We start from the raw sequence: 22,885 nt of genomic DNA, 5'->3' as shown, positions 1-22,885 counted from the left end.
GTTCCCCTAGTTCTGCGGTGTGCGGACACGGCGACCGAGCGCGTCGGCGAGGGCCGATACGGTCGGGTACTTGAACAGGTCGGTGACCGGCACCTCCAGCGACAGCTCGGCTCTGATGCTGCTGTGCAGCTGGATGAGGGTCAGCGAGCTGCCGCCCAGTTCGAAGAGGCTCACCGACCTCGGTACGCGCTCCGGGGCGACGCCGAGCGCCCCGGCCCACAGGGCGGTGAGCCGCTCCTCCAGCGCGGTGCGCGGTGCGGTCCGCGCGGTGGCGTCCTGTCCCGCCTCCGGCACCGGCAGGGCCCGGGCGTCGGCCTTGCCCGTCGCCGTGACCGGTAGTTCGTCCAGCCGCACGACGTACGCGGGCAGTTGCTCGGCGGGTAGCCGCTCGGCCAGGTGCCCGAGGACGTCCTCGGCCGTCGTGCCCTCCGGGGCGACGACGTACGCCACCAGCGCGTCCTCTCGGCGGGGATGCACCACCACCAGGGCGTCCTTCACGTCCCCGTGCTCCAGCAGCACGCTGCGGATGCCGTCGAGGTCGACGCGCAGGCCGCGGATCTTGACCTGTCCGTCCTCCCGTCCGATGAACTCCAGGACTCCGTCGGCGCGTCCGCGTACCAGGTCGCCGGTGCGGTACAGGCGCGGCGTCGGCAGCCCGGTGTGTTCCTCCGCCGGAGCGGCGACGAACCGCTCCGCCGTCAGCTGTTCGCGGTTGACGTATCCGTCGGCGAGGACGATCCCGCCGAGGTGCAGTTCACCGGTGAATCCGGGGGGCAGGATCTGGCCGCCGGCGCCCAGCACGTACGTGTGCGCGCCGTCCACCGGGCGGCCGATCGGCATGACGGGACCGCTGTCGTCGTCCACATCGCACACGTGGTACGTCGCGTCGATGGTCGCCTCGGTGGGGCCGTAGAGGTTGACGACCCGGGCGGTGCTCGTGCGCCGCGCCATCCGCACCACCGCGCGGTCGAGTTGTTCGCCGCCGCAGAACAGCCAGCGCAGCGAGGGGCAGCCGCTCAGGCCTTCCTCGTCCGGCAGGGCCTTGAGCAGGGTCGGTACGAACTGCGCCACCGTCACGTCGTGCCGGCGCATGTCCGCGAGGAGGGCGGCGGGGTCCCGGTGCGTGTCGGCCCCGGCGATCACCACCGACGCGCCGATCGTCAGTGGAACCAGGTACTCCCATACCGAGGCGTCGAACACGGGGGGCGTCTTGAAGTAGAAGCGGTCCTGGGGGCCCAGGCCGAACGCACGCCGCTTCCATGTCAGGTTGTTGGCGATTGCCCGGTGAGGAACCACAACGGCCTTGGGCAGGCCGGTGGTTCCGGAGGTGGTGATGAGGTAGGCGGGTTGCGTGCCCTCGACCCGCACGTCGGTGAACTCGCCCGCTTCATCGACGTCGTCGCACCCGCCGACGTCGATGACCGGCAGTTCCGTGGACAGTTGCTCCCGTGCTCGGGCGTCCCCGACGAGGACGGCCGCGGCGCCGGCGTCCTTCATGACGAAGGCATGCCTTCGGGCCGGCTGCGCCGTGTCGACGGGCAGGTAGGCCATGCCGGAGCGGAGCACGGCCAGGACGGCGACGACGAACGCGGCGGACCGCGGCAGGCACAGCGCCACCGTGCTTCGCCCGGGCAGTCCCAGCGCGGCGATCCGTGCGGCCAGGCGACGGCTTTCGTCGTCCAGCTCCCGGTAGGTCACCCTGCGCTCGCCCTCGATGAGGGCGGTGTCCCCGGGCCGGGTCGCCACCTGCTCCGCGAAGGCCTCCACCACCAGTGCCCGGGACGGGGCGTGGGGCTCCGGGCGGCCGTGCGCGGCCGCACCCGCCCGGTCCTCGTCGCCGACCAGGGCCACCTGGAGCACGGAGGGGCCGGGGTTGGACAGCACCTGTCCGAGTACGGTCTCGACGGCGCGGGCGATGCTCCGGGCGACGTGGGCGGGGTACTGGTCCCGCACGAAGTCCAACCGGCCTGTGAAGCCGGCGCCGTCGGCGTTGACGGACAGCAGCAGTCCCGCCTTGCCGTCGCGCGGCACCACGGGGACGCGCCGGGCCTCCACGCCCGACAGGCGCAGGGCCTCGTCGGCGGTCGCCTCGTTGAACGACATGAGGGCGGGGAAGACCGAGGCCGACACGGACTGCGTTCCGCTGCGTACGGCCGCCCACGCTTTCGCGAGTGATCCGCCCTGGTGGGCCAGGCAGTCGAGCAGCGAGTCCTGGGTCTCTTCGATGTACTCGCCCGCGGTCCTGCCCTGCCGGGCCGGCGGCCGGAAGGGGAGCATCTCGGAGTAAAGCCCGACCACGTGCGGATACCGGGAGCGGCGCCAGTCGACGGCCGGATATCCGATAACGATGTCATCGGTGCGGAAGTAGTGCTGCAGCGTGAGCGAGTAGGCGCCGAGCAGGGCGGCGAACGGGGTGATGCCCCGCTGCTCGCACTGGTGGCCGAGGTTCTCCGGCACCCGCACTCCGACCGAGGAGGTGCGCGGGCCGGACCCGCCGTCGGCCGAGCGTTCCGCTACGGCCGGCAGGACGGTCACGCCTTGCAGGTAATCGACCCAGAAGTCCTCGTCCCGGCGGCCCTCGGGTGACTCTTCGTAGTCCTTCTGCGCGATCGCATACGCGAAATAGCCGTCCTGCTCGCCGGGATCCCGGTGTGGCGCGCAACCGTCCGCGGACTCGGCATAGAGGGCGGACAGGTCGTTCAGGAGCAGTCCCACGGATGGCGCGTCCACGACTATGTGGTCCAGCAACAGCAGCAGGACCGCCTCCTGCGGGCCACTGCGGAAGAGGTCGGCACGCAGGCGCAGTGGGCCGTCGGGGTCGAGGGGCGTACGGGCCGACTCGACCGCCAACGCGTGGCAGTCCTGGCCGGTGACCTCGCGCACCCGCAGCACACGCTCCGGTATCTGGTCACTGACCTGCAATAATGTGCCTTGCGCGTCGGAGCGGGACCGTAACACCGGATGGCGGGCGATCAGCCGGCACAGGGCCCGGTCCAGAGCGGCCGCGTCCAACGGGCCGGCCAGTTGATGGACGATCGGAATGTTGTAGGCGTCGCCGCCACCGAGCCTCTGCGCTGCCCACATGGCTCGTTGTTGACGTGTCAAGGGCAGCACTCGGCGCCCTGCGAAGGTTGGCATGTTTCCCCCGTAGCCGGCCTACGACCCCCAGGTCATGGGATCGCGGGCGCACACCAGTAAAGACCACGACGATCTTGAGCCGATATCGATGTGCCAGTCAACGAAATATCTGGCCTACGACTCGAAATCGTCGCTCCGCCCTCTGCTGCGACCGCCGGTACGCCGTGCGTGAACTGCTGCTTCGCGACCTCCGGCGGATAGGCTCCAGATGGCCGAAAAACAGGCCCTGGGAAACCGGGCGGAGGCGTCCGAAGAGAGCCGTCACCCGACCTGACGGCCGTCGCGGTCGGACCACTGCGACACCGACCGGCCGCTCGAACCCGACCCGGAGTCGACGGACATCCGCAGGGGCCCCCGCCGGCCACGGCCACCGCCGCCTGTACGGGCTTGCCCAGGGTCACCTTGGGCTTGCCCACGCCGTCGGCGGGAGGCTTGCGCCGTTCTTGGCCTTCTGGATGCTGCGAGTGTCGCTGGGTGGAACAAATTGCGATGCGCACCGGCAGTGAAGTCGGTCAAACTTTCGGGCATGACTGCGAAGATCACTCGTATCAACCCCGAGCAGCTGCATGCGACGCCCGGCTATCACCACATCACCGTGGTGGAGGCCGGTCGTACGGCCTACCTGGCGGGGCAGTGCCCTCTCGATCGGAGTGGTTCCCTCGTCGGCTCCGGATCGCTCGAGGTGCAAGTCGACCAGGTTGTCGCGAACGCGCTCGCCGCCTTGGCCGCGGTTGATGCCGAGCCGAAACACGTGGTGCGTTCGGTGATCTATGTGCGGAGCGACGACAGGGACGATCTGGGCGTCGCTTGGCGTCGGCTCACCGACTCGGCTCTCGGACCGGCGTTCACCACCGCCGGCACACTGTTGGGTGTTGCGCAGCTCGGCTTCACGGGGCAGCTCATTGAAGTGGACCTCACCGTGGCGCTGCCCGACTGAGGCTCTTCGTCTCCAGGTGTCGAACGTCGTCTCGAACCGGTTGGCTCGCCCGGGAATTCGCCGGACGTGGGGGCGGCCTCGCCGCGGGCACGGAGCAATGCAGGCGGGCTCGATCACGGCCGGATCGACGCCGGCCGGCTGCGGACGGCGCCGGCCGACCTGCCGCGCCCGCGGATCGTCGACGGCCGCCGGTCTTGGCCGTGGACGTCTCGGGCGGACGCGCCGTGTCCCGCGATCACCCGCCGCGTCACCGGATCCCCCACTGTCCAAGAACCACGCGCGGACGCGTCGCGCACCAGCCCCTCGGGCATCGTCGCCCGCCTTGAGGAGGTCCGCCCACCGGTCGGTGCCGGCCGGCGGCCGGAGCGGGGTGCACCGGACGGGCGACCGCTCCGGCAACTCCACACCGACCCCCGCTTGCGGATGCAGGCTTCTCCGAACTGGACCTGGCTTCGCTCGGGTCAACTTTCGCCATCAATCCAGCGGGATGACAGGCCGAGCGAGGGTGCCGCGGGTATGCGGGCGTTGTGCGACGAAGTCGCCCTGTTCGGGGTCGCGGTAGGAGCTCGCCTGGATCAACCACTTGGCGAACCAGGGTTCGCCGCCGCATTCCGCACCACCGCCGTCGGCGCCGCGGACCTCCTGACGGTCAGTGGTCAGCTCCCACTTGTAGGAGTTCTGGGCCATGTGCAGCCCTGACAGCATCGGTGATGCCGCGGCCGTGCGGACACCGTCGGGCATGACAAGGGTGTTGTCGTCACCGAGCCATCGGATCGGCATCCGGTCGCCCCACGGGAACAGGCTCCGTGCACCGAATGCGTAGGCGTGTTCCCATTCATCGGGAGTGGGCAGGCGTCGGCCAGTCCGTGCCAGCTCATCGGTGATCGTGCCATGGGTGGTATGTGCCGCAAGCCATGCCGCCGTGGGCTTGCCGTCCGGGTCGAAGCGAACTCGGCCGTGGGTGCCCGTGTCGGTTTCAGGCAGGATGAAATCGTCGATGAGTTCCTGGTGTCCTGGCTTCCACTTCTGGATGAGCGCCGTGATGATCGGGTGGTCGAGAGGGGCCTCGCTCACGCCGGCCTCGTCAGCGTGCTTGGCGGCAAGGAACGCCTTCAAGCGGGTGGTCCGGGGGCGCGAGGTGATGGCGGCGATCTGCCGGCGGATCTCGTCGACAGTACTGTCGCTCTGGCGAGCACGGGCCTCAGCTCGGTCATCCGGCTCGAGGTCGGCATGGTCGGGGAACGGGTCCAATGCCGCGTAGCTACCAAGATGGGAAAGGACCTCATCGTCGGTCGGCGTCCAGGATTCGGGTTCGAAGCCGAGTTGGGCATGCCCGCCGGGGACGAAGACGAACGGTCTCCCATCGACCTCGATGATCGCGTTGTAGGCGGTTCGTCCGGCATATTCGTGAAGGTGGACGGACGTGACGATGCCGCCCACCGTCCGAGCGGCGGTCTCGGCAGTGGCCCACGCCGCCCTTCGGTCGAAGTTGAGCCACTCGTCGAGGGTGATATCGGCAGTTGACATGTGGCGGAGCATGCCGGAACCCACTGACAGTCGCGACGCCGAGTCCTTGGTCATTCGGAACCTCGGTCGGGCGCAAGGGCCTTGGCCTGGTCAGGTGTCCACCCTGTCGGTCGCGGGGACGTGCCCGGCCCCGGGCATGGCAGCACCGCCGCTGCCGCGGTGGCGGCCGACGCCCCGCCTTGCCCGCCGCCGCAGACCCCGCAGCACCCGGCGAGGCCCGGCACGCCGCGCCCGCACCCCGACGGGCGGTCGGACCGGGTACGGCGTCCTCCCGCCGGGCCGCCCCTACCGAAGCGGGCATCGTGCGCCGCGCCGAAGCCGTGACGAAGGCGCGGCCGAAGTTCCCGGCACCGCACCGCACCGGCCCCGTCCCCGGTGCAGGAGCCGGAGCCGGAGCCGGTGCGGGGAACATGAAGGCGCTGTGCCGGGCCTTGCACGGCGTCACCAGCCCCCATACCACGGCGCGCTGTGCCACCAGGCTCACCGCTCACAGGTCCTACGGGTACTGCGGGAGCCCCCGGACTTCGGCGGTCCACGGGCCCTCCGCCTCGACCAGGATGAGCAGCGGGCCCTCCGTGAGTGGGACGGTCGCTTCGGCCGCCTTGGTCTCGTTGACCAGTAGGTCCCGGTCGTCGAAGTCCGCAAGGTCGGGGGAGGCCTTCCACAGGGCGAACCAGCCCGTGGCACCGCGGGCACCGCTGCCGTCCTCACCCAGGTAGCGGACGTTCAGGTCGGCGATCGGACCCGTGTAGTGCATCACCTCCGGGCCCGCGCCCCGCACCGGTCCGGCGAGCGGGAGCGCGGCGCCGACGGGCAGGACACGTACGGTCCACTCGTCGTCGGTTTCGATCTTCAACCGCAGGGGGCGGTCGGCGGGCGTGACGGCGAGCGCCCGCCCGTGGAAGCCCGGTTGGGTGGTGTTGAAGAGCAGCTCTTCGTCCTCGTTGACCCGGTCGAGGGTGTACATGACAAAGTAACCGTCGTCGCCCGCCCGTGCCTCGACGATCAGCGGTCCGCATCGGAACGGGGCTTCGACGGTGAGCACGTTGTATCCGCGTCCGCTGCGCTCCAGGAGGACGTCCGTGGCGGGGGCCCGTACGGGCTGCGGGGCGGGCGCCGGAGCTTGAACGTGTGCCGGTGCGGGCACGGCCGCCGGAGCCGGACCCGGCTGCTCCTTGCGCCCGCCCAGCTCCGCCGACCATCCGCCGTTCGTCTCGACCAGCACCAGCAGGGGGCCCTCGTTGAGGGGGATGGTGGTCTTGACCCGTCCGGACTCGCTCACGTGGAGCTCGTGGTCAAAGCGGTGTGCCGGCTCGGGCCGGGCCGTGTAGAGCGCGAAGTGGCCCTTACCCTTCCCGCCGCCGCCGCCGTCGTATCGGATCCGAAGGTCAGCCGGCGGTCCGTCGTAGCGCAGGACCTCGGCGCCCCGCGTCTCGATCCGGTCGGTCAGGGGCTGGGCCGCCGTGACCGGAAGCACCCGCACGGTCCACGCGCGGCCCGACATCACCTTGAGCCGGAGCGGGCGCTTGCCGGACGCGATGACGAGCCTGCGTCCTCGAAGGACGGGCTCCCTGGTGCTGAAGAGGAGTTCATCCTCCCTGTCGGCCTTGTTGACGGTGTACAGGATGAAGTCGCCCTCGCCGTCCACGGCGACCTCGATGATCACCGGACCGGCGGGGAGCGGCGCTTCCACCGTGAGGATGTCGTTGCCGCGTCCGCTGTGCTCCAGGTAGGCATCGGCGACAGGAGGCAGGACCACAGCGCCGGGTGCAGAGGCCGGTGCGGCCGCCGACGAGGCCGGTACGGCCGCAGTGCCGGGCACGACCGCCCCACGCACCTTCGAGACCGTGATGGGCTTGGGCCACCGGGGATCAGGAGCGGACGGGGCCGCGGAGACGGCAGGAGCAATCGGGGTCCGCTCCCCCGCACCAGCATTCCGGGGCGGCCCGTCCGGGAATGCTGCCGCGATCCCGAAGTCCGCTGCCATGCCCGCCGGCCCCGAGTCGTACCCCTGTCCGACCGCCCGGAACTTCCACCGCTCCCCGCGGCGGTACAGCTCGCCGAGCACGAACGCCGTCTCCGTGGACGCGTCCTCGACGCGGTACTCGGCGACCGCCGCGTCGTCCGCCGTCAACTGCACGTACAGTCCGGGCACCGCCCCGAACGTCCCGCCGTCGGCCGATCCCGCGATCACCACCCGCTCCACCGAGGGCTCCAGCCGCCGGAGGTCCACCTCCAGCCAGTCAGCGCGCTGCCCGCCACCCTCGCTCGGACCAAGGTGGTGGGCCGCGCCCGACGGGTGCTGCGGCTGGTTGCGGAACACGAGGTCGGCGTCACCGCGCACCCGGCCCCGTGCGTCGAGCAGCAAGAGGTACGCGTTCACCGCCGGTGCTCCGGGCTGCTGACGGTGGCACACGGCTATCCGGACCGGCTGGACGGGAACGGTCGTGTTGCCGCCCTTGATGATGTTGACCATGGGGCCATCGTGGCAGCAGACGTCGACGGATCACGAACGGCAGCACGTGGTGTTGCATGAGGCAGGTTCGTGCGGATGCGCCTGTGCCTGCTTGGACCGGGCCGACCCGGTACCCGCGCACGTCGGGACGAGTTCGGCCTCGCCAGGTTGATCATGTCGGCCGGGAGGACCCGGACGGCGCCGGCCGGCCGGGAAATGGCCCGGAACTACGTGTCGATCCACACCCTGGGGCTTCCCAAGTCGTACTCGACCCGCTCTCGATCGTCGACGGCCTTCTCGGGCAGGACCGCGACCTCGTCGATCCACTGCCGGACCCGCGCTTCGAAGTCCACGTGGCCGGCTTCGTGGTGGGCGGCCACGTAGCGCAGAACGGGCGGCTTCATCCACCAGTCCTTCTGGTGCAGGGCGGCCTTGCGGACGTAGATCTCGGAACCGACCGCGTTGGTGTGGAAGTTCACCTCCAGCTGCTGCGGACGGTCCGGCCCGGTCACCGCCGACGTGTCGACGAGGCGGAAGCTCTGCCGCATGTACAGGATCTGGCGCTCGGTGCGCGGAATGCACTCGTCGTCGATCTTCGCGCTCCGGCACGAATACCCCGCGGCGGCGAAGGCATCAAGGACCGCCTCGTGCAGCGGCGTCGCGCCGATGCGCAGAGGATCACTGTCCGTGCGGCCCGAGATCCCGCCGGCCTCGACGAAGGCGTACACCCCCAGCCGCACCCCGTCGAGCTGTTCCCCGCGGACTTCGGACACCGGGCTCTCCCATCGGAGCCGGAACCGCAGGGGCACCCGCCTCTCCTGGCCCTTCGAAACGGTGAAGCTGCTGGTCACAGGGAAGTGCGCGAACGTATCGCCCGACTCCGTGTCGACGACGTCCTGCTTGCCGACAGCGGGCGACGTGTTGGCGACGAGCTTCACATTGACGGTCCGCACCACCACGTCCCGGTCGGGTGCGCGCAGCACGATCTCCCCGCGCAGTAACCCTCCCGGCCGCAGCGCCTCGTCCGGTATGACGGTATCGATCTCCAGCGGATTCCCGGTCCCGCCACTCCCCTTGCTGCCCAGCAGCCGTTTGAACACCATGCACGCATGGCTATCCGTACACCCCTCGTCAATGGTCGGCGATGAACGATCAGTTGGACCCACCACCGCACTCGTCCGACGATCAGGGCAAGGTGGAGGTCCCGCACGTGTCTCTTTGAGGCTGAGGATCAGCCTGCCCCACGGCCGGAGAAGGCGCAGTGAGCACACCACCCCTGACGTCCGGTCGGATTCCGGCCCGTCAGGCTCTTGATCACCAGGCCTTCGACGCCGGACACATCGGTGCACGTCTCCACCCACTCGCGGGCCTTCGCGACGTCGGTGGTCATCGGGCAGAGCGTCCACGGGGGCGGTCCGGGCGCGGGCCGCGAACAACAACTTCCAAGCGCCGGCGCCGCTCCCCCCTGGGGCAGCGTGGCCAACTCGGCGCCGTCCGGCTGAAGAAGGTCGATAGTTCGACCGGAACGGCGGCTGCCGCTCTGCGGCTGGTTCAGTCGGTGGAGGTCTCCGCCGGGGGCCATGGCCCTTCGAAGGCCGGCCCGCAGTCGTGCGGCAGGTGGGCCACCACCAACGCGGCCGCCTCATCCGGTGTGAGTGACTCGCCCAGGACACGCGGCGACGCACCCAATGGCGCGTACACGATGCACGATTGCGCGTTGCCGACGATGAACGGCAGGTCGTTGCTCCATGGGAAATGCGTGTTGCGGTGAAAGCTGAGCGCCCCGTGGCTCGGAAACGGGAACAAGGCCCGCAGCCGAGGTTCGGCGTATGCGGCCTCCATCACTGCGGGTTCTCCCCGTCGTGCCGTGGGGTGCCCCTCCAGCATGAGCCGCCAGGTCTTCTCGACAACCGTCTCCTCAGTCATCCCGCGATCATGACGTCTGTACTCGGCCAGGACAAACCGCTGCACCCCGATGGTCAAACCTTGATGAGGCTCACCAAACTTCGCTGAGCGGGCCGGCCGGCCGGCCGTCCAGGGGGCGGAGGCGTGGCCTCCGCCGGCCGGTCGACCCGTCGCGGGGACCGTGCCAGTCGTGGAGGCAGTCGACGAGCGCGTCCGAACAAGGCGAACCTGCCCGAGGGCCCTGAAAGGCGAAGGCCCGAAGCGGGCAAGGATCACCGAGCACAATCGGCCCGGCAGACGTCAGGAAGCTGTTGCAGGTCAACCGCCACCCGCCGGTTGTCCAGCGGTGGAACGTGATCGCGCACGCGTCGCAGCCGATCGTCGCAGTGCCCAGCCCGTCCCGGATCTGCCCGGTTGCCCGCTGTCCGGGTGCGGGGGCAACCGGGCGTCTGCGAGCCTCAGACGGAGAAGCCTGTGACCTTCCGCGGGGTCACCCGGACGATCAGGCGAAGCACCTCCTGCGGTTCGTCCGGCGGGTCCTCGCCCAGGTACTTCTGCGAGAGCTCGCGCGGCAGCGCCTTCTCCGCGTCTTCGATCAGTTCGGCGGTGCCGCGGATGTCGACGGACCGGTACGGGTTCGCGGTGTCGAAGACCGTGAGGCTGACCCGTGGATCCCGCGCGAGATTCCGAGCCTTCTGGCGCCCGGCCGTCGTGGAGAACAGCACCGTATCCCCCTCCCTGGCGATCCAGACCACCGAGGTCTGCGGCCCGCCGTCCCGGTTCAGGGTCGCGACGGTGGCGAAGTTCCTCCCGTCCAGCAGCTTGCGCGTCTCCTCGTTGAACAGCTCTGACACAGCCCCACCCCTCTGCTCACCATTGGGATCACTAATTGCGGGAACAGCCGCGAAGACCGGATCCTTCCCGGTGCCGTCCCGGTCCGAGGTCTCGGGCTTCCAGCACTGCTGGGTTGCGGGGCTGTGGGAGACAGCGCCGACTGGTGGAGCCGGGCGAGGGTTCGCTCAACGACCCACCGCGTCCTGCCCGGGCCCGAGCCGTGAAGTGTGCCCCGGCGGGCAATCCTGGGCGTGATCCCGCGGGCCCGGCGTGGACGCCGGTACTCGTCGAAGTCGTAGCCACGATCCGCGAAGAGCCGGCGGGGCCGGTGACGCGGTCAACTGGCGAAGGTCCGGTGTGAGCCCCCTTTGAGGGCTCTGACGTGCGAGGCGTCGATCGCGGCGTCATCCATGTCCAAGAGCCCGGCTGCCCGCAGCTCGGCCAGGAGGACTTCGTGGAGGCGGGGCCACACGCCGACCTCGGGCAGCCGCCCAGCTCACCCCGGCCCGGGTCCGCCGGGGGGTCAGGAACATCCGCGCACAACTCGCCTGCCCGGCCCATGTTCCCAAACCCCGAGGCGTGGGCCCCTGCCGGCCGCCCGGCGCCAAGAACGAACACCGGGCACCCCGCTACGACGTCGGCAAAACCGTCAAACGCCCCGAGGCCTTGAAGGCCATCGGCAGGCCCAAAAGATCTTGGCGGATAAAGCACAAGCTTACGACAGGCCCCCCAGGGCGAACCCCAGCCCCATCGCGACGAACAACGCGCCCATTGCGCTGAACAGCCACCAGAAGGCGGTGCCCTCGGCCTGGAGGGTCCAGCGTGACGGGTCTGCCCGGTCGTATCGGACCTCGACGCGGGCACCGACGGGAAGGGTCCTGTCCTTGGGGCGAGCGATGTTCGTCCTGGTTTCCATCGTGCGGCCGTCGCCCGTGCTCCAAGTGATGACCGGGTAGTACACGGTGGTTCCGACGCTCCGGCTGGTGCTGCCCGCATCCGAGGCCGGCGCGATCCGGGTCTCCTCAAGACGGGTCACCACGCCCCGCGCGGTACCGCCCTCCCTCAGCAGGAACCGGACGCGTCGGATCTTGAGGGAGGCGACGACGCCGATGACCGACCCCGCGGTGGTGAAGACCGATGCGAAGAGCAGGAGGATCTGGGAAGCAGACACGGGGTTGTCTCGATTCTGGAGCCGAATGACTCCTGACAGCATGCCAGTGCGGTGATCTCCCCTCATGGCGAGCGCGTGGCCGGGAGGCTCTCGCCTCAGTCCCGCCGACGGCCTCCTCCTGGAGGAGGAGACCGGACCGGGCCGCAGGTCCCGGACCAGGTGTGGACGGGACCGGGGTCCTCGTGCCCTTGGGCGATGTGCCGTACCAGGGCGGGTTCCTAGCCTCGGGGCATGCGATCACACGAAGCGGACGATGCTCAAGGAGACCCCGTGACCACTGTCAGCCCCGCCGCACGCCGCGCCTTGGCCGTGGGCCTCACCCTCGCCGCCTGCCTCACGTCCTCCCCCGTCCTGGCCACGGCCGCCGCGACCCCCTCCCAGGACAGCTCCGGGGCCGGACTGGACCGGTTCTACCGCCAGCACCTCGGCTGGGGCAGCTGCGTCAAGGGCCCCGACGACACCATGGGCCGCGATCTGGAGCAGGCGGGCGTGCAGTGCGCGGACGTGACCGTGCCCCTGGACTACGCCGACCCCCGGGGGCGCACGATCACCGTGGCCATCTCCCGGCTCAAGGCCACCGACACCCGCCACCGCATCGGCGCGATCCTCCTCAACAACGGCGGTCCGGGCGGTCCCGCGCTCCAGTCGCCGCCGCAGGCCCGCGCGTCGATGAAGGAGGTCGGCGCGCGCTACGACATCGTCGGCTTCGACCCGCGCTTCATCGGGCGCAGCACCGCGCTGGACTGCGGCTTGCCCGTCGGCATGACCTGGCTGTCCGCCGGCACCGGCCGGGCGGGCTTCGACCGCCAGGTCGCCCTGCAGAAGAGTCTGGCCGACAAGTGCCGGGCCACCGACGCCGCGGTGCTCCCCCACATCACCACCCGCAACACGGCCCGCGACATGGACGTCATCCGCGGCACGCTCGGCGAGCGGAAGATCTCCTTCCTGGGCTACTCGTACGGCACCTACCTGGGCACGGTCTACACGCAGATGTTCCCCGGCCGCCACGACCGGATGGTGCTGGACGGGGCGATCAACCCGAGCGACTACCGCCCCCGGCTGCTGAAGGGCACCGAGCGCGAGAACGAGAAGGCGCTGTCCGACTGGGCCGCCTGGGCCGCGGAGCGCCACGATACCTACGGCCTCGGCCGCGGCCGCGCCGAGGTGCTCGCCGCCGTCGACCGGATCGTCGCGGCGGCCGCGCGCGGTCCGCTGACCATCGGCGCCGGCGCGGATGCCTTCCGGATCGACGACAGCCAGGTGCCGCTCCTGCTCTTCTCGGGCATCGCGGACGACACCGCCCCGGCGCGGGCGTCGTTCGGCGAGCTGCTTTCCGTACTGGCCGAAGCCGCGGAGGGCCGGCCGACGACGGTGCCGCCGATCCTCGTCCCGGAGCTCCGGTACGTGCTGCGCGGTGAGGGCGAGCCCACCGGCGCGCAGTCCGCCGTCATCTGCGGGGACGTGGCCGCCGAGCGCGATCCCGAGCTCTACTGGCGGGACATCGAGCGCAACCGCACCGCGCACCCGCTGTTCGGCGCTCTGACCAACAACATCAACCCGTGCGCCTTCTGGGACTCGCCGCGCGAAGAGCCCACCCGGGTGCGGCGCGATGCCCCCGCACTGATCGTCGCCGCCACCGGTGACCCGCGTACGACGTACAAGGGAAGCGTCGAGCTGCGCAAGCAGCTGCCGAGCTCCAGGCTGGTCACCCTCAAGGGCGCCAACCGGCACGCCCTCTTCGGGCACTACGGCAACGCGTGCGTGGACGACCAGGTCAACCGGTACCTGGCCACCGGCAAGCTGCCGGCGAGGGACCGGACCTGCGTCAAGCAGGCGGGGTAGCGGCCCGCGGTTCACATTGCGAGTGCGCGGGCCGGCAGCATTCTGCGGTTGTTCGTCGCGGTCTTGGCGAACACCGACAAGAGGTGGTCCCGCACGGTGTGCTCGAAGACGAACATCCGGCAGGCCGACATGTGGCTGTTCCGCCGTTCACCAGACGGCTGTCACCGAGGAGATCCAGCGAGACGCTCTCGCGTCACCCTGACTGGATTCTGAGGTTGGATCGGCCCCGCCGAGCCTCATGGATCCGGAGGCTCGGCGGGGCCCCGTCGGAAGAAGGCGTAGCCGCGATCCCACTCTGGGAAGTCCGCCGGCATCGCCCGCCAGGTGATACCGCCCCCGACCAAGTAGCGGACTGCGTCGTACATCTGACGTGGCAGCCCTCCGGCTACCCACCCCGGCCCTCTGACGAGCTCGTGCATGATTGGCGGTGAAGCGCCGAAAGGTGCAGGTCGGCCCGGTGGTCACTGTGGCTTTCGGGCGCCGCGGGTGGCGGTCTGCTGGTGTGAATGCAGTCCGGCGATGGCTTGGATCGTGTCGCTCAGGTGCTCTCGTCGACCATGGTGGCGGGCGATGGTTCGCCGGTTCTTGAGGTGTGCGATGCCGTGCTCGACCCGGACTACCTGGGCTCACCCTGGAGTGGAACTCGAGCAGCATTAGGGGCGCCGTGAACCGCATCAAGAAGATCAAGAGGCAGCTCTATGGTCGAGCCGGATTCGAACTGCTCCGGAAGATGATCCTGCTCCAGTAATACTCCGAGACGCCCCCATGAAGCCCCCGGCGTTGCCGAGGGCGGTGGCTGTCTCGCCCGTGTGGAATAGGACAAGCTCGCTGGTCGCTGGTGCCGGGCAGTTCGGCAGAGGGCCCGACGCGCCATACGAGGCGGGGTGCGCGCCGGCTCGGGTACGGGCTGCGGCTGGTCGGTGGATCGCGGCGCGGTGTGACGGTGTGTTCCCGGGGCCGGCTCGGATGGGTGTGGCTTGATCGTCGGGCGGTCCCGCGCCGGGGCCGGAGTATCAGCCGACGTCCGTGGCGCGTCCTGGGTGCCGCGGCCCTTGCCGAGGAGTACCGATCGTGACACTGATCTTGCTACATGAGGTATTCCAACGCGGTGCCGGGGGTGGGCGGCCGCGGCGCCCGGTCCGGCGTGCCGCTCTCCTGCTCGCCACGGCGGTTCTGCCGGCCGCGCTGCTGGTGGTGCCCACCGCCACCCCCGCCGCGGCTGCGCCCGTGACCGTCACCTTCAACGCGGGCGCCGACCAGCCCTTCACCGTCCCTTCCGGCGTCACCCAACTGACCGTCACCGCCACCGGCGCCGCAGGCCAGAACGCGCCTGACGGTGGCACGGGCGGGAGCGCCGCAACCGTCACCGGCACCCTGAGCGCCACCCCGGGGACCACCCTGTTCGTGAACGTCAACACCGGCGGCGGACCGGTCACCGGAAACTTCCCGGGCGGCGTCGGCGGCGGTTCCAGCGACGTCCGCACCTGCAGCTCGGCCGCCTCCGGCTGCACGCTGACCGGCAGCCTCGGCATTGACCCCCGCCTCATCGTCGCCGGCGGCGGAGGCGGCGGCGGCTACGGTTCCGCCATCGGCGACTTCCAGGTCCCCGAGGCCACCGGCGGGGACGCCGGCAACACCGGGGGCGACGGCGGCGACAGACCGCAGGGCGGCGGCGGCGGTGGCGGCGGTACCCAGACCACCGGCGGCACCGGCGGAGCCGCATGCTCGCAGAACCCAACCACCGCCGGCACCGCCGGTACGGCCGGCACCGGCGGCACCGGCGGCACCGGCTTCGGGGGAGGCGGCGGCGGAGGCGGCTGGTTCGGAGGCGGCGGAGGCGGCGGCTGCGGCCAAATCAACAGCGATGCCACGGCAGGTCCTGGTGGGGGCGGTGGCGGGTCGAACCTCGTCCCGTCCGGTGGTACCCCCGGGCCCGCCACCGGTTCGGCCCAGGTCACCATCACCTACGAACCGGCCCCGGCGACCTGCGCGACCGCCACGGCCACCATCACCGGCACCAACCGCAACGACGTCTTGACCGGCACCCCCGGCAACGACGTGATCTTCGCCCTCGCCGGGAACGACGTGGTCAACGGGCGCGGCGGCAACGACCTGATCTGCGGCGCCGACGGCAACGACTCCCTCACCGGCGGTGACGGCAACGACCGCGTCGAGGGTGGGAACGGCAACGACTCCCTCACCGGCGGCAACGGCAACGACACCCTTGTCGGCGCCGGCGGCAACGACTCCCTGTCCGGCGGCGCCGGCAACGACACCAACGACGGCGGCCCCGGCAACGACGCTCTCAACGGCGGTCCCGGTACCAACACCAACGATGGCGGACCCGGCCACAACGGCTGCACCAACCCCACCACCGGAACCGGCTGCAACACCTGACAAACGATCACCAGAAGCGGGCCCCGGCACGTCCCCCGCCGCAACGGAGACCGACGCACGGGGCCCGCTCCAACGCTGCGCGACGCAGCTCCCGAACGGCCAGGGAGGCCCTGCCACCTGTGGAAAGAGGTTCAGATACAGGATCAGCTGGTTCACGGTGTGCTTGGACAGTCCACGGTGTTCGTTGTTGACCGGCGCCTTCACTACGTAGGAGTCGACACGTTCGGCGGGGGCGCAGCTGGCGGGGGCGCACGGATCTGGCAGTCAGCTGGTGTCCTGCGTAAGCCCTGTTCTCCAAGGCTACGGCTGGGGCTTTTCCGAGAACTTGGCGGGATCGGTGATGATCCCGTCGCGCAAGGCCGCATGGTGGAGCTTGAGCAAGCTGTTGACCGGGCGCCCCGATTCCCCGTACTTGTCCCTCCTCTGCAGGTGAGCCTGGATGGTTGACGGCATGAGCTTCATTTCCCGGGCCACCGTCGTGGCCGGTACCTCCATGGCGATGAGCTTCATGATCTGTCTTTCACGCTCGCTCAGAACGGGACTGGTGCCGTCGTAGCTCCCCAGGATGGTCGGTCCCAAAGCTTCTGGAGGGCGTGAACGGCTACCGCCTCGTTCCGGGAATTGACAAGGCGGACCTTATCGAGTGCGGCCTTGATGTCGTCGAGCTGGCTTCGCGCTGACTGGGCGAGCAGTTCTTGGGGCAGCAACGGCGTGACGGCCGATGCGGGGCTGCGGGAGCCCTCGGTAGAGATCGGCGTGGCAATCGGACAGCCGGCACAGTCGGTGCGTCTGGGCCCGTGCTCGTTCCCAGCATTCTTCGAGTACACGGAAGCGGTCCAGGGCTTGGTCAGCCTCTGCCCGGGCGGTCCGGCCTTGCAGAGTAATTGTCAATACCTGTCGATCGGTTGACATCGGTCAGATGTGTGAAACGTGTCGAGGCAGAGGCACACACCGTCCGATCTTCGCGTGAGCTGGTGCGGCGGTGCAACACCTGAAAAGCTGCATTGCATGGGCATAGCAAAAAAGGGAACGCGGGTTATTGTCGTCGGCGGTGAGCGTTATCGCTGGGTAGTCGCGCCCGATGACGAGCCCGGCGTGGCGATTGTCGTCCTGCATGAGCAAGTCGATGGACAGCGCATAGCGGTGTGGGTTGAGCACGGTGTGGTGATCGCACCGGGGCTGGTTGCAGGAGTCATCCGAGACGCGTTGCTCTACCACGGTTGGGCACCTCGACTACGTCGCAGGCAGCTCACATTGCGTTGCCTGGGCAGGAATCCAACCCCTGCAAATCTGAGACTGATCCCTTGGCCGCCCGCGGCTTGAGGGAACAGTTCGTCGAGGTTCGACCTCGGTCAGGCAGCAGCAGGCGCGGGACGTTCGACGAGCAGACCCCGTTCGAAGCGGGCGCCGGCCCTGACCAGGGCGACGAGGTGGGGCGCGTTGACCGCACGCCACCGGTTCTGGGCGGACTCGACGACTTTTAAGACCATGCTGGGCGAGGCGCCACGTAAGCGGCATGCTGCGCCGGTCACTGTCGACCTGGGGTCGCTGAGAGGTTGCGGTACTCCACTGCTGTACCGAGGCAGCTACCGCAGTGCGGTCGGGTGCACGTGCTTCCAAACCCTGCGGATTCCATGGAGCAGCTCACGTTGTTCCTCGATCCAACCGCGGTTCACTTCCATGCTGATGGCCACCCGTGTTGTCTGCTGGTCAGCGACAGTGACAGTGATCTGGTCTTGGTCGTCTTCCCTGTCCACGAGCTGAATGCCAATCTCAGCTACTCGGGCGCACTCGCGCCACACCGCGTCTCGGCCCGCCTCCACCTCGTCCAGCACGTGCTCCCAGGGTGCGAGGTCGTACGGCTCGACGTAGGTGCGAGTGATTCCGGCTACGAAGTCGCTGTGCACCATCAGCTCGCCGCTGGTGTCCGGAATGCCGGACCCTCCGGATTCATCGAGTTCAATGGCCACGCTGCCGCCGTACTTGCCAGTGATCCGCAGCAGAGTGAACCGCTCACGATCTTCCACGTCCGACCCCATGGTGTTGGCTACCCAGCTTTTCGCCATGCAGCGTACCGGTGTTGCGGTCGACCGTCGGCGTGAGGTCGCAGAAGCTGTCCGGGGCTGGAACTGCCAAGGAACGACGGATCACGGCCCCGTACGCCGGCTCCGTGGATTCGGGCAGGTTGTGCGCCTGCCGGCTGTAGCTCGGATTGGGACATGATCCTTGGTTCATAGAAGTGACGAGTCCCAGGGGTCCCAGGGCTACTGATCGTCCTCACGGAATGTCTGCCAGAGCCTTCTCGGGGAGGCGCTTGTCGAGATGTTCGTGAGGCGTGTGGCACATGGTAGGTGGTCAACATCAACGAACCCACTCATTGACATAGCCAGACGTAGCTGCGCCAGGTAGCGGGCTCGATACCCCGACGCCGGGTGATCTCCTCTCTTGCAGCATCCGAAGCCGCCGATCAGTCTGGTGTTCGTCCGGTGCGACGCGACCTCGTGGGCGCGCGGGGCGAGCAGTGTCAGTGACGGGGGCCGTGAGGCAGACGGTAGTGGAGGACGTAGATCAGCCATGCCGTCCCGACGCTGCGGCGATCTGGGCCCTGCTCCGCTACGAGGCGCGGCGGCGCAACGCCGGGAGCGCGCCGGTCCAGCCGTACGACATGAGGCCGCCACCGGAGCCGACGCCGAGTCGCGTCGGACCCGGTGGCGTCACTCAGGGGCCGGAGCCCGACAGCGTCAGTAGCTGACCACTTACCGCGTTCCGCAGCATCGCCTCGACCGCGGGCCTCCTTCTGCGGTAGCCGTCGCAGCCCCCCATGGACATCACCTGGCGGTTACACATGCGTTTCCCTCACCACATGGGACGACAACTCGTCGCCTTCGCAGCCTGATTGGCACTCTGTATGTCGATTGTGGTGTGCGTCACGCGGTAGGAGAGTGGCCGCCTTCCCACCGGCTCCCCTGCCGCCAGCGTCGAGAGGACGTCCATGTCCCACAGTCCCAGCGGTGAAGTCAACCGACTCAAGGCCAACTCGGTCGGCTTGGTCGGGGTGGTGTTCATGGCCGTGGCCACCGCCGCACCGATCACGGCGATGACCGGAAACCTGCCGATCGCCGTCGGTTTCGGCAACGGTATCGGGGCCCCGGCCGGTTATCTCTTCGCCACCGTCGTCCTGACCGTCTTCGCTATCGGCTATGTGGCCATGGCCAAGCGGATCACCGCGGCCGGTGCCTTCTACGGATACATCTCGCACGGCCTGGGCCGGATCGCGGGGATGGCCTCCGGCATGCTTGCCGTCCTGGCCTACATCGTCTTCGAGGCGTCCATCGTCGGCGTCTTCTCGTACTTCGCCAAGACGACGGTGCACGACCAACTCGGCGTCGATCTCCCCTGGATCCTCTACGCGGCCGTCATGCTCTGCGTCACCGCCGGCCTGGCGCACTTCGACATCAACCTCACCGCCAAGGCGCTCGGCGTGATGCTGGTCGGGGAGATAGCCGTCCTGTTCGCCGTCGCGATCGCGGTACTGGTCGCGGGCGGCGGCCCGGACGGCATCCCGCTGGAACCGGTCAACCCGAAGAACGCCTTCACCGGCGCCTCCGCCGGCCTCGGTCTCTTCTTCGCCTTCTGGTCCTGGGTCGGATTCGAATCGACCGCCATGTACGGCGAGGAGTCCCGCGACCCCAAGCGGGTGATCCCGAAGGCCACCCTGATCTCAGTCGTCGGCGTCGGCCTTTTCTACATCTTCGTCTCCTGGATGACCATCGCCGGCAACGGCCTGTCCAAGTCCGTGGAGCTGTCCGCCTCCGCCAACCCCCTGGACCTGTTCTTCGCCCCCACGCAGCAGTTCATCGGCTCCTGGGCTGTCGACTCCTTCCAGTGGCTGCTCCTCACCGGGTCCTTCGCCTGTGGCATGGCCTTCCACCAGTGCGCCGCCCGCTACCTCTACGCGATCGGCCGCGAAGGCTTCCTCCACCCCGCGCTCGGACGCACCCACGCCCGGCACGGATCCCCCCACGTCGCCTCCCTCGTGCAGAGCGTCATCGCGATCGTTCTCGTCGCCTCGTTCTGGCTCACCGGCCAGGACCCCTACATCCACCTATACACGCTGCTCGCGATCCTCGGCACGATGGCGATCCTCATCGTCCAGACCCTCTGCTCCTTCGCCGTGATCGGCTACTTCCGCAAGAACCACCCCGAGGACCGGCACTGGTTCAAGACGTTCACCGCCCCCCTGCTCGGCGGGATCGCGATGAGCGCCGTCGTGGTCCTGCTGGTCGTCAACATGAAGACCGCGGCCGGGCTGGCCGCCGACTCCCTCGTCTTCACCCTCATCCCCTGGATCGTCGCCGTCGTCTTCCTCGGCGGCTTGACCCTCGGCCTCTACCTCAAGTTCAAGGCGCCCGAGCGATACGAGGTCATCGGCCGGATCGTCCTGGAAGACGCCACCGAACGCACCGACCCCAGCACCGAGAACGCCTCCCCCTCCGCCGCGAACGTCTGACACCCGAGGAGCCACCCACCATGGCCCGAACCTCCGTCATGCACGCCCTGAGGCAACTCGCCGCCGAACACGCCGCCGCCCGCAGGCTGGCCCTGCCCGCCGCCGACGTACGGGGCCTGAGTCGCCGCGCCCTACTGGAGCGTGCCACCGTCCTCGGCCTCGGCACCGCCCTGGCAGGCGCCGCCGCCGCCGTTCCGGCCCGGGCCGAGACCGCGCCGGACGGCACCAAGCCACCGATCGGCAGCCCGCGCGTCGCCGTCGTCGGCGCGGGCATCTCCGGCCTGACTGCGGCCCTCACCCTCAAAGACGCGGGCATCGCCTGCACCGTCCACGAGGCCAACCCCACACGCGCCGGTGGCCGCATGTGGACCCAGCGCGACCACTGGGCCTACGGCCAGACCTCCGAGATCGGAGGCGAGCTGATCGACACCAGCCACAAGAAGATCCTCGAACTCTGTCGCCGTTTCAACCTGCCCACCGAGGACTTCCTCGGAGGCGGACCCAACGGAGCCGAGGAAGTCCTCTGGTTCGACGGCGCCTACTACCCCCGTACCCAGGCCGACGAAGACTTCAAGGCCGTCTACCAGGCCCTGCGCCGCGACCTCCAAGACGCCGGCGAGGTCACCTGGAACTCCACCACACCCACTGGCACCGCCCTGGACAACATGTCCCTCTACCAGTGGATCGAGACCCGGGTCCCCGGCGGCCACACCTCCCGCCTCGGCCAGTTCATCGACGTCGCCTACAACGTCGAATACGGCGCCGACACGGTCGACCAGTCCGCCCTCGCTCTGGTCCTCCTCATGGGCTACCAGCCCAACCCCGGCCACTTCAACGTCTGGGGCCTGTCCAACGAGCGCTACCACATCACCGGCGGCAACGACCAGCTCCCCAAAGCCATCGCGCAGGCCCTGCCCGCAGGTTCTCTGCTGATGGGACGCGAACTCACCGCTGTCCGAGCCAACGCCGACGGGACGCAGACCCTCACGTTCAACGACTCCGGCACGATCCGCACCGTCACCGCCGACCACACCATCCTGTGCCTGCCCTTGCCCGTACTCCAGCGCATCGACCTCACCGCAGCCGGACTCGACCCCCTCATGAAGAACCTCCTGCGCGATGCCCGCATGGGCTATTGCACCAAGCTCAACATGCAGTTCACCAGCCGGCCCTGGCGCGGCACCGGCCCCTGGCCCGGCGTCTCCGCAGGCGACTGCTTCACCGACTCCGACGTCCAGCAGACCTGGGACACCACCAAACTCCAGCCCGGCAACGGCGGCATCCTGCTCCAGTACGGGGGAGGTAGCCTGGCCGGATCGCTCACCCCGGCAACCCCCTTCGCCACCGAGACCGACCCCTACGTACGCGCCCTCGCCACACGGATGCTCACGGGCATCGACAAGTTCTACCCCGGCACCAGGAACGCCTGGAACGGACGCGCCCAGATCTCGGCCTGGCACCGTAACCCCTACTCCCTCGGCGCCTACTCCTACTGGCCCACAGGCTACCTCCACCGCTACGCCCGCTACGAAGGCACCGCACAAGGCAACATCCACATCGGCGGCGAGCACTGCAGCTACGATTTCCAGGGCTTCATGGAAGGCGGAGCCACCGAAGGCGAACGCGCGGCCCGCGAGGTCATCACCGCGCTCACCTAGTACTGACCGGTTCGGCCTCGCGCCCGTCAGCATCGACTACAACGAACGGAAGGTCGGGCGCCGCCCCCGCGGCTACAGCCCGAGCTCGCCGTGGTCATCGCCGTGGTCGCGCTGAAGCGGCCCGCCGGTCGCCTCGGCACGGCCAACGGCTCGCTCGGGGCCACGGCTGCCGTGGTCGCGGGGCCGATCGCCATGGCCCTTGGCGGGCTGGTCGCGGCCACCGCCGACGGTGGACTCGGCACCGGCAACGGGCTGGGTGGGGCCTACGTGGCCCTTCTGCTGGGTCTGACCGGGACGGCCCTGGGCGGGCGGGCACTGACCCGCTCCCGCCGCCGTACCCGTTGAACCACAGCGGATACGTGTTCTGTCGCGGTCATGGCCCGCGGGCGGTCACCGCGCGACGTACCGCGTAGGCAGCGGCGCCGGCGGTCAGGTCTTGCGGGCGTACGAGGGGGGACAGCGGCCGCCACCAACACCTGTCGAGCGGCCCGGCCGGCTTCCACCCACCGCT

At 69.4% G+C, this 22,885-nt stretch carries 17 protein-coding genes and 4 pseudogenes; 8 read left to right on the top strand and 13 right to left on the bottom strand.

The window, feature by feature from the left end:
• Window positions 1-6 precede the first annotated feature (6 nt).
• Entirely contained in the window at window positions 7-3,138 is a 3,132-nt protein-coding gene (locus NOD94_RS08195) for an amino acid adenylation domain-containing protein (RefSeq protein WP_281205083.1), read from the bottom strand.
• Between the two features lie 526 nt (window positions 3,139-3,664).
• On the opposite strand from NOD94_RS08195, the gene NOD94_RS08190 reads away from it, so the two are divergent.
• Complete coding sequence (locus NOD94_RS08190; protein WP_281205082.1) at window positions 3,665-4,075, top strand: Rid family hydrolase; 411 nt, start codon at window positions 3,665-3,667, stop codon at window positions 4,073-4,075.
• Window positions 4,076-4,549: 474 nt separating this feature from the next.
• Here NOD94_RS08190 and NOD94_RS08185 read toward each other — a convergent pair whose 3' ends face one another.
• Together NOD94_RS08185 and NOD94_RS08180 are read right to left on the bottom strand one after the other, a co-directional pair.
• The gene (locus NOD94_RS08185; RefSeq protein WP_281205081.1) at window positions 4,550-5,602 is read right to left on the bottom strand and encodes a hypothetical protein; all 1,053 of its coding nucleotides are present in this window, start codon (window positions 5,600-5,602) and stop codon (window positions 4,550-4,552) included.
• Between the two features lie 496 nt (window positions 5,603-6,098).
• Window positions 6,099-8,078: a TerD family protein gene (locus NOD94_RS08180; protein ID WP_281205080.1), complete on the bottom strand. Its 1,980-nt coding sequence runs from the start codon at window positions 8,076-8,078 to the stop codon at window positions 6,099-6,101.
• Between the two features lie 129 nt (window positions 8,079-8,207).
• Here NOD94_RS08180 and NOD94_RS08175 point away from each other — a divergent pair.
• Window positions 8,208-8,324 (top strand): annotated as a pseudogene (locus NOD94_RS08175) (acyl-CoA dehydrogenase); the annotation flags it as partial.
• Here the strand turns inward: NOD94_RS08175 and NOD94_RS08170 are convergent.
• From NOD94_RS08170 to NOD94_RS08150, 5 genes and pseudogenes are all read right to left on the bottom strand, one after another.
• Window positions 8,285-9,160, bottom strand: coding sequence for a sporulation protein (locus tag NOD94_RS08170; protein WP_281205079.1), 876 nt, complete (start codon window positions 9,158-9,160; stop codon window positions 8,285-8,287). The pseudogene NOD94_RS08175 and the gene NOD94_RS08170 overlap by 40 nt on opposite strands.
• Window positions 9,161-9,288: 128 nt before the next feature.
• Window positions 9,289-9,447: a hypothetical protein gene (locus tag NOD94_RS08165; RefSeq protein WP_281205078.1), complete on the bottom strand. Its 159-nt coding sequence runs from the start codon at window positions 9,445-9,447 to the stop codon at window positions 9,289-9,291.
• A 161-nt stretch (window positions 9,448-9,608) separates the two neighbouring features.
• Window positions 9,609-9,983 (bottom strand): DUF6193 family natural product biosynthesis protein, encoded by a 375-nt coding sequence (locus NOD94_RS08160; protein WP_281205077.1) that lies wholly within the window; start codon window positions 9,981-9,983, stop codon window positions 9,609-9,611.
• 437 nt (window positions 9,984-10,420) lie between these two features.
• The gene (locus tag NOD94_RS08155; protein ID WP_281205076.1) at window positions 10,421-10,816 is read right to left on the bottom strand and encodes a PPOX class F420-dependent oxidoreductase; all 396 of its coding nucleotides are present in this window, start codon (window positions 10,814-10,816) and stop codon (window positions 10,421-10,423) included.
• A gap of 143 nt (window positions 10,817-10,959) precedes the next feature.
• Window positions 10,960-11,277, bottom strand: a pseudogene (locus NOD94_RS08150) (IS5/IS1182 family transposase); the annotation flags it as partial.
• 11 nt (window positions 11,278-11,288) lie between these two features.
• Between NOD94_RS08150 and NOD94_RS08145 the strand changes: the two are divergent.
• Window positions 11,289-11,495, top strand: a pseudogene (locus NOD94_RS08145) (transposase); the annotation flags it as partial.
• A gap of 16 nt (window positions 11,496-11,511) precedes the next feature.
• Here the strand turns inward: NOD94_RS08145 and NOD94_RS08140 are convergent.
• Entirely contained in the window at window positions 11,512-11,967 is a 456-nt protein-coding gene (locus NOD94_RS08140; RefSeq protein WP_281205075.1) for a DUF3592 domain-containing protein, read from the bottom strand.
• Between the two features lie 270 nt (window positions 11,968-12,237).
• Between NOD94_RS08140 and NOD94_RS08135 the strand changes: the two genes are divergently transcribed.
• Entirely contained in the window at window positions 12,238-13,809 is a 1,572-nt protein-coding gene (locus tag NOD94_RS08135; RefSeq protein ID WP_281205074.1) for an alpha/beta hydrolase, read from the top strand.
• Between the two features lie 11 nt (window positions 13,810-13,820).
• On the opposite strand, the gene NOD94_RS08130 is transcribed toward NOD94_RS08135, so the two are convergent.
• Window positions 13,821-13,940 (bottom strand): two-component response regulator, encoded by a 120-nt coding sequence (locus NOD94_RS08130; RefSeq protein WP_281205073.1) that lies wholly within the window; start codon window positions 13,938-13,940, stop codon window positions 13,821-13,823.
• Between the two features lie 940 nt (window positions 13,941-14,880).
• Between NOD94_RS08130 and NOD94_RS08125 the strand changes: the two genes are divergently transcribed.
• Window positions 14,881-16,206 carry a calcium-binding protein gene (locus NOD94_RS08125; protein ID WP_281205071.1) on the top strand — a complete coding sequence of 442 codons (1,326 nt, stop codon included), beginning with the start codon at window positions 14,881-14,883 and terminating at the stop codon, window positions 16,204-16,206.
• Between the two features lie 300 nt (window positions 16,207-16,506).
• On the opposite strand, the gene NOD94_RS08120 is transcribed toward NOD94_RS08125, so the two are convergent.
• From NOD94_RS08120 to NOD94_RS08110, 3 genes and pseudogenes are all read right to left on the bottom strand, one after another.
• Window positions 16,507-16,785 (bottom strand): LuxR C-terminal-related transcriptional regulator, encoded by a 279-nt coding sequence (locus NOD94_RS08120; RefSeq protein WP_281205070.1) that lies wholly within the window; start codon window positions 16,783-16,785, stop codon window positions 16,507-16,509.
• A 773-nt stretch (window positions 16,786-17,558) separates the two neighbouring features.
• A pseudogene (locus NOD94_RS08115) lies at window positions 17,559-17,699 on the bottom strand (IS256 family transposase); the annotation flags it as partial.
• Window positions 17,700-17,792: 93 nt separating this feature from the next.
• Complete coding sequence (locus NOD94_RS08110; RefSeq protein WP_281205069.1) at window positions 17,793-18,272, bottom strand: DUF5959 family protein; 480 nt, start codon at window positions 18,270-18,272, stop codon at window positions 17,793-17,795.
• A 926-nt stretch (window positions 18,273-19,198) separates the two neighbouring features.
• Between NOD94_RS08110 and NOD94_RS08105 the strand changes: the two genes are divergently transcribed.
• The 3 genes from NOD94_RS08105 (at window position 19,199) to NOD94_RS08095 (ending at window position 22,719) form a co-directional block, all read left to right on the top strand.
• The gene (locus tag NOD94_RS08105; protein WP_281205068.1) at window positions 19,199-20,716 is read left to right on the top strand and encodes an APC family permease; all 1,518 of its coding nucleotides are present in this window, start codon (window positions 19,199-19,201) and stop codon (window positions 20,714-20,716) included.
• A 20-nt stretch (window positions 20,717-20,736) separates the two neighbouring features.
• Window positions 20,737-22,374 carry an NAD(P)/FAD-dependent oxidoreductase gene (locus NOD94_RS08100; RefSeq protein WP_281205067.1) on the top strand — a complete coding sequence of 546 codons (1,638 nt, stop codon included), beginning with the start codon at window positions 20,737-20,739 and terminating at the stop codon, window positions 22,372-22,374.
• 90 nt (window positions 22,375-22,464) lie between these two features.
• Window positions 22,465-22,719, top strand: coding sequence for a DUF6223 family protein (locus NOD94_RS08095; protein WP_348652322.1), 255 nt, complete (start codon window positions 22,465-22,467; stop codon window positions 22,717-22,719).
• Window positions 22,720-22,885 lie beyond the last annotated feature (166 nt).

It is taken from the genome of Streptomyces sp. Isolate_45 (assembly GCF_024721315.2).
In the GTDB taxonomy this organism is placed as follows: Bacteria; Actinomycetota; Actinomycetes; order Streptomycetales; family Streptomycetaceae; genus Streptomyces.
This window is presented reverse-complemented; position numbering and strand designations above follow the sequence as displayed.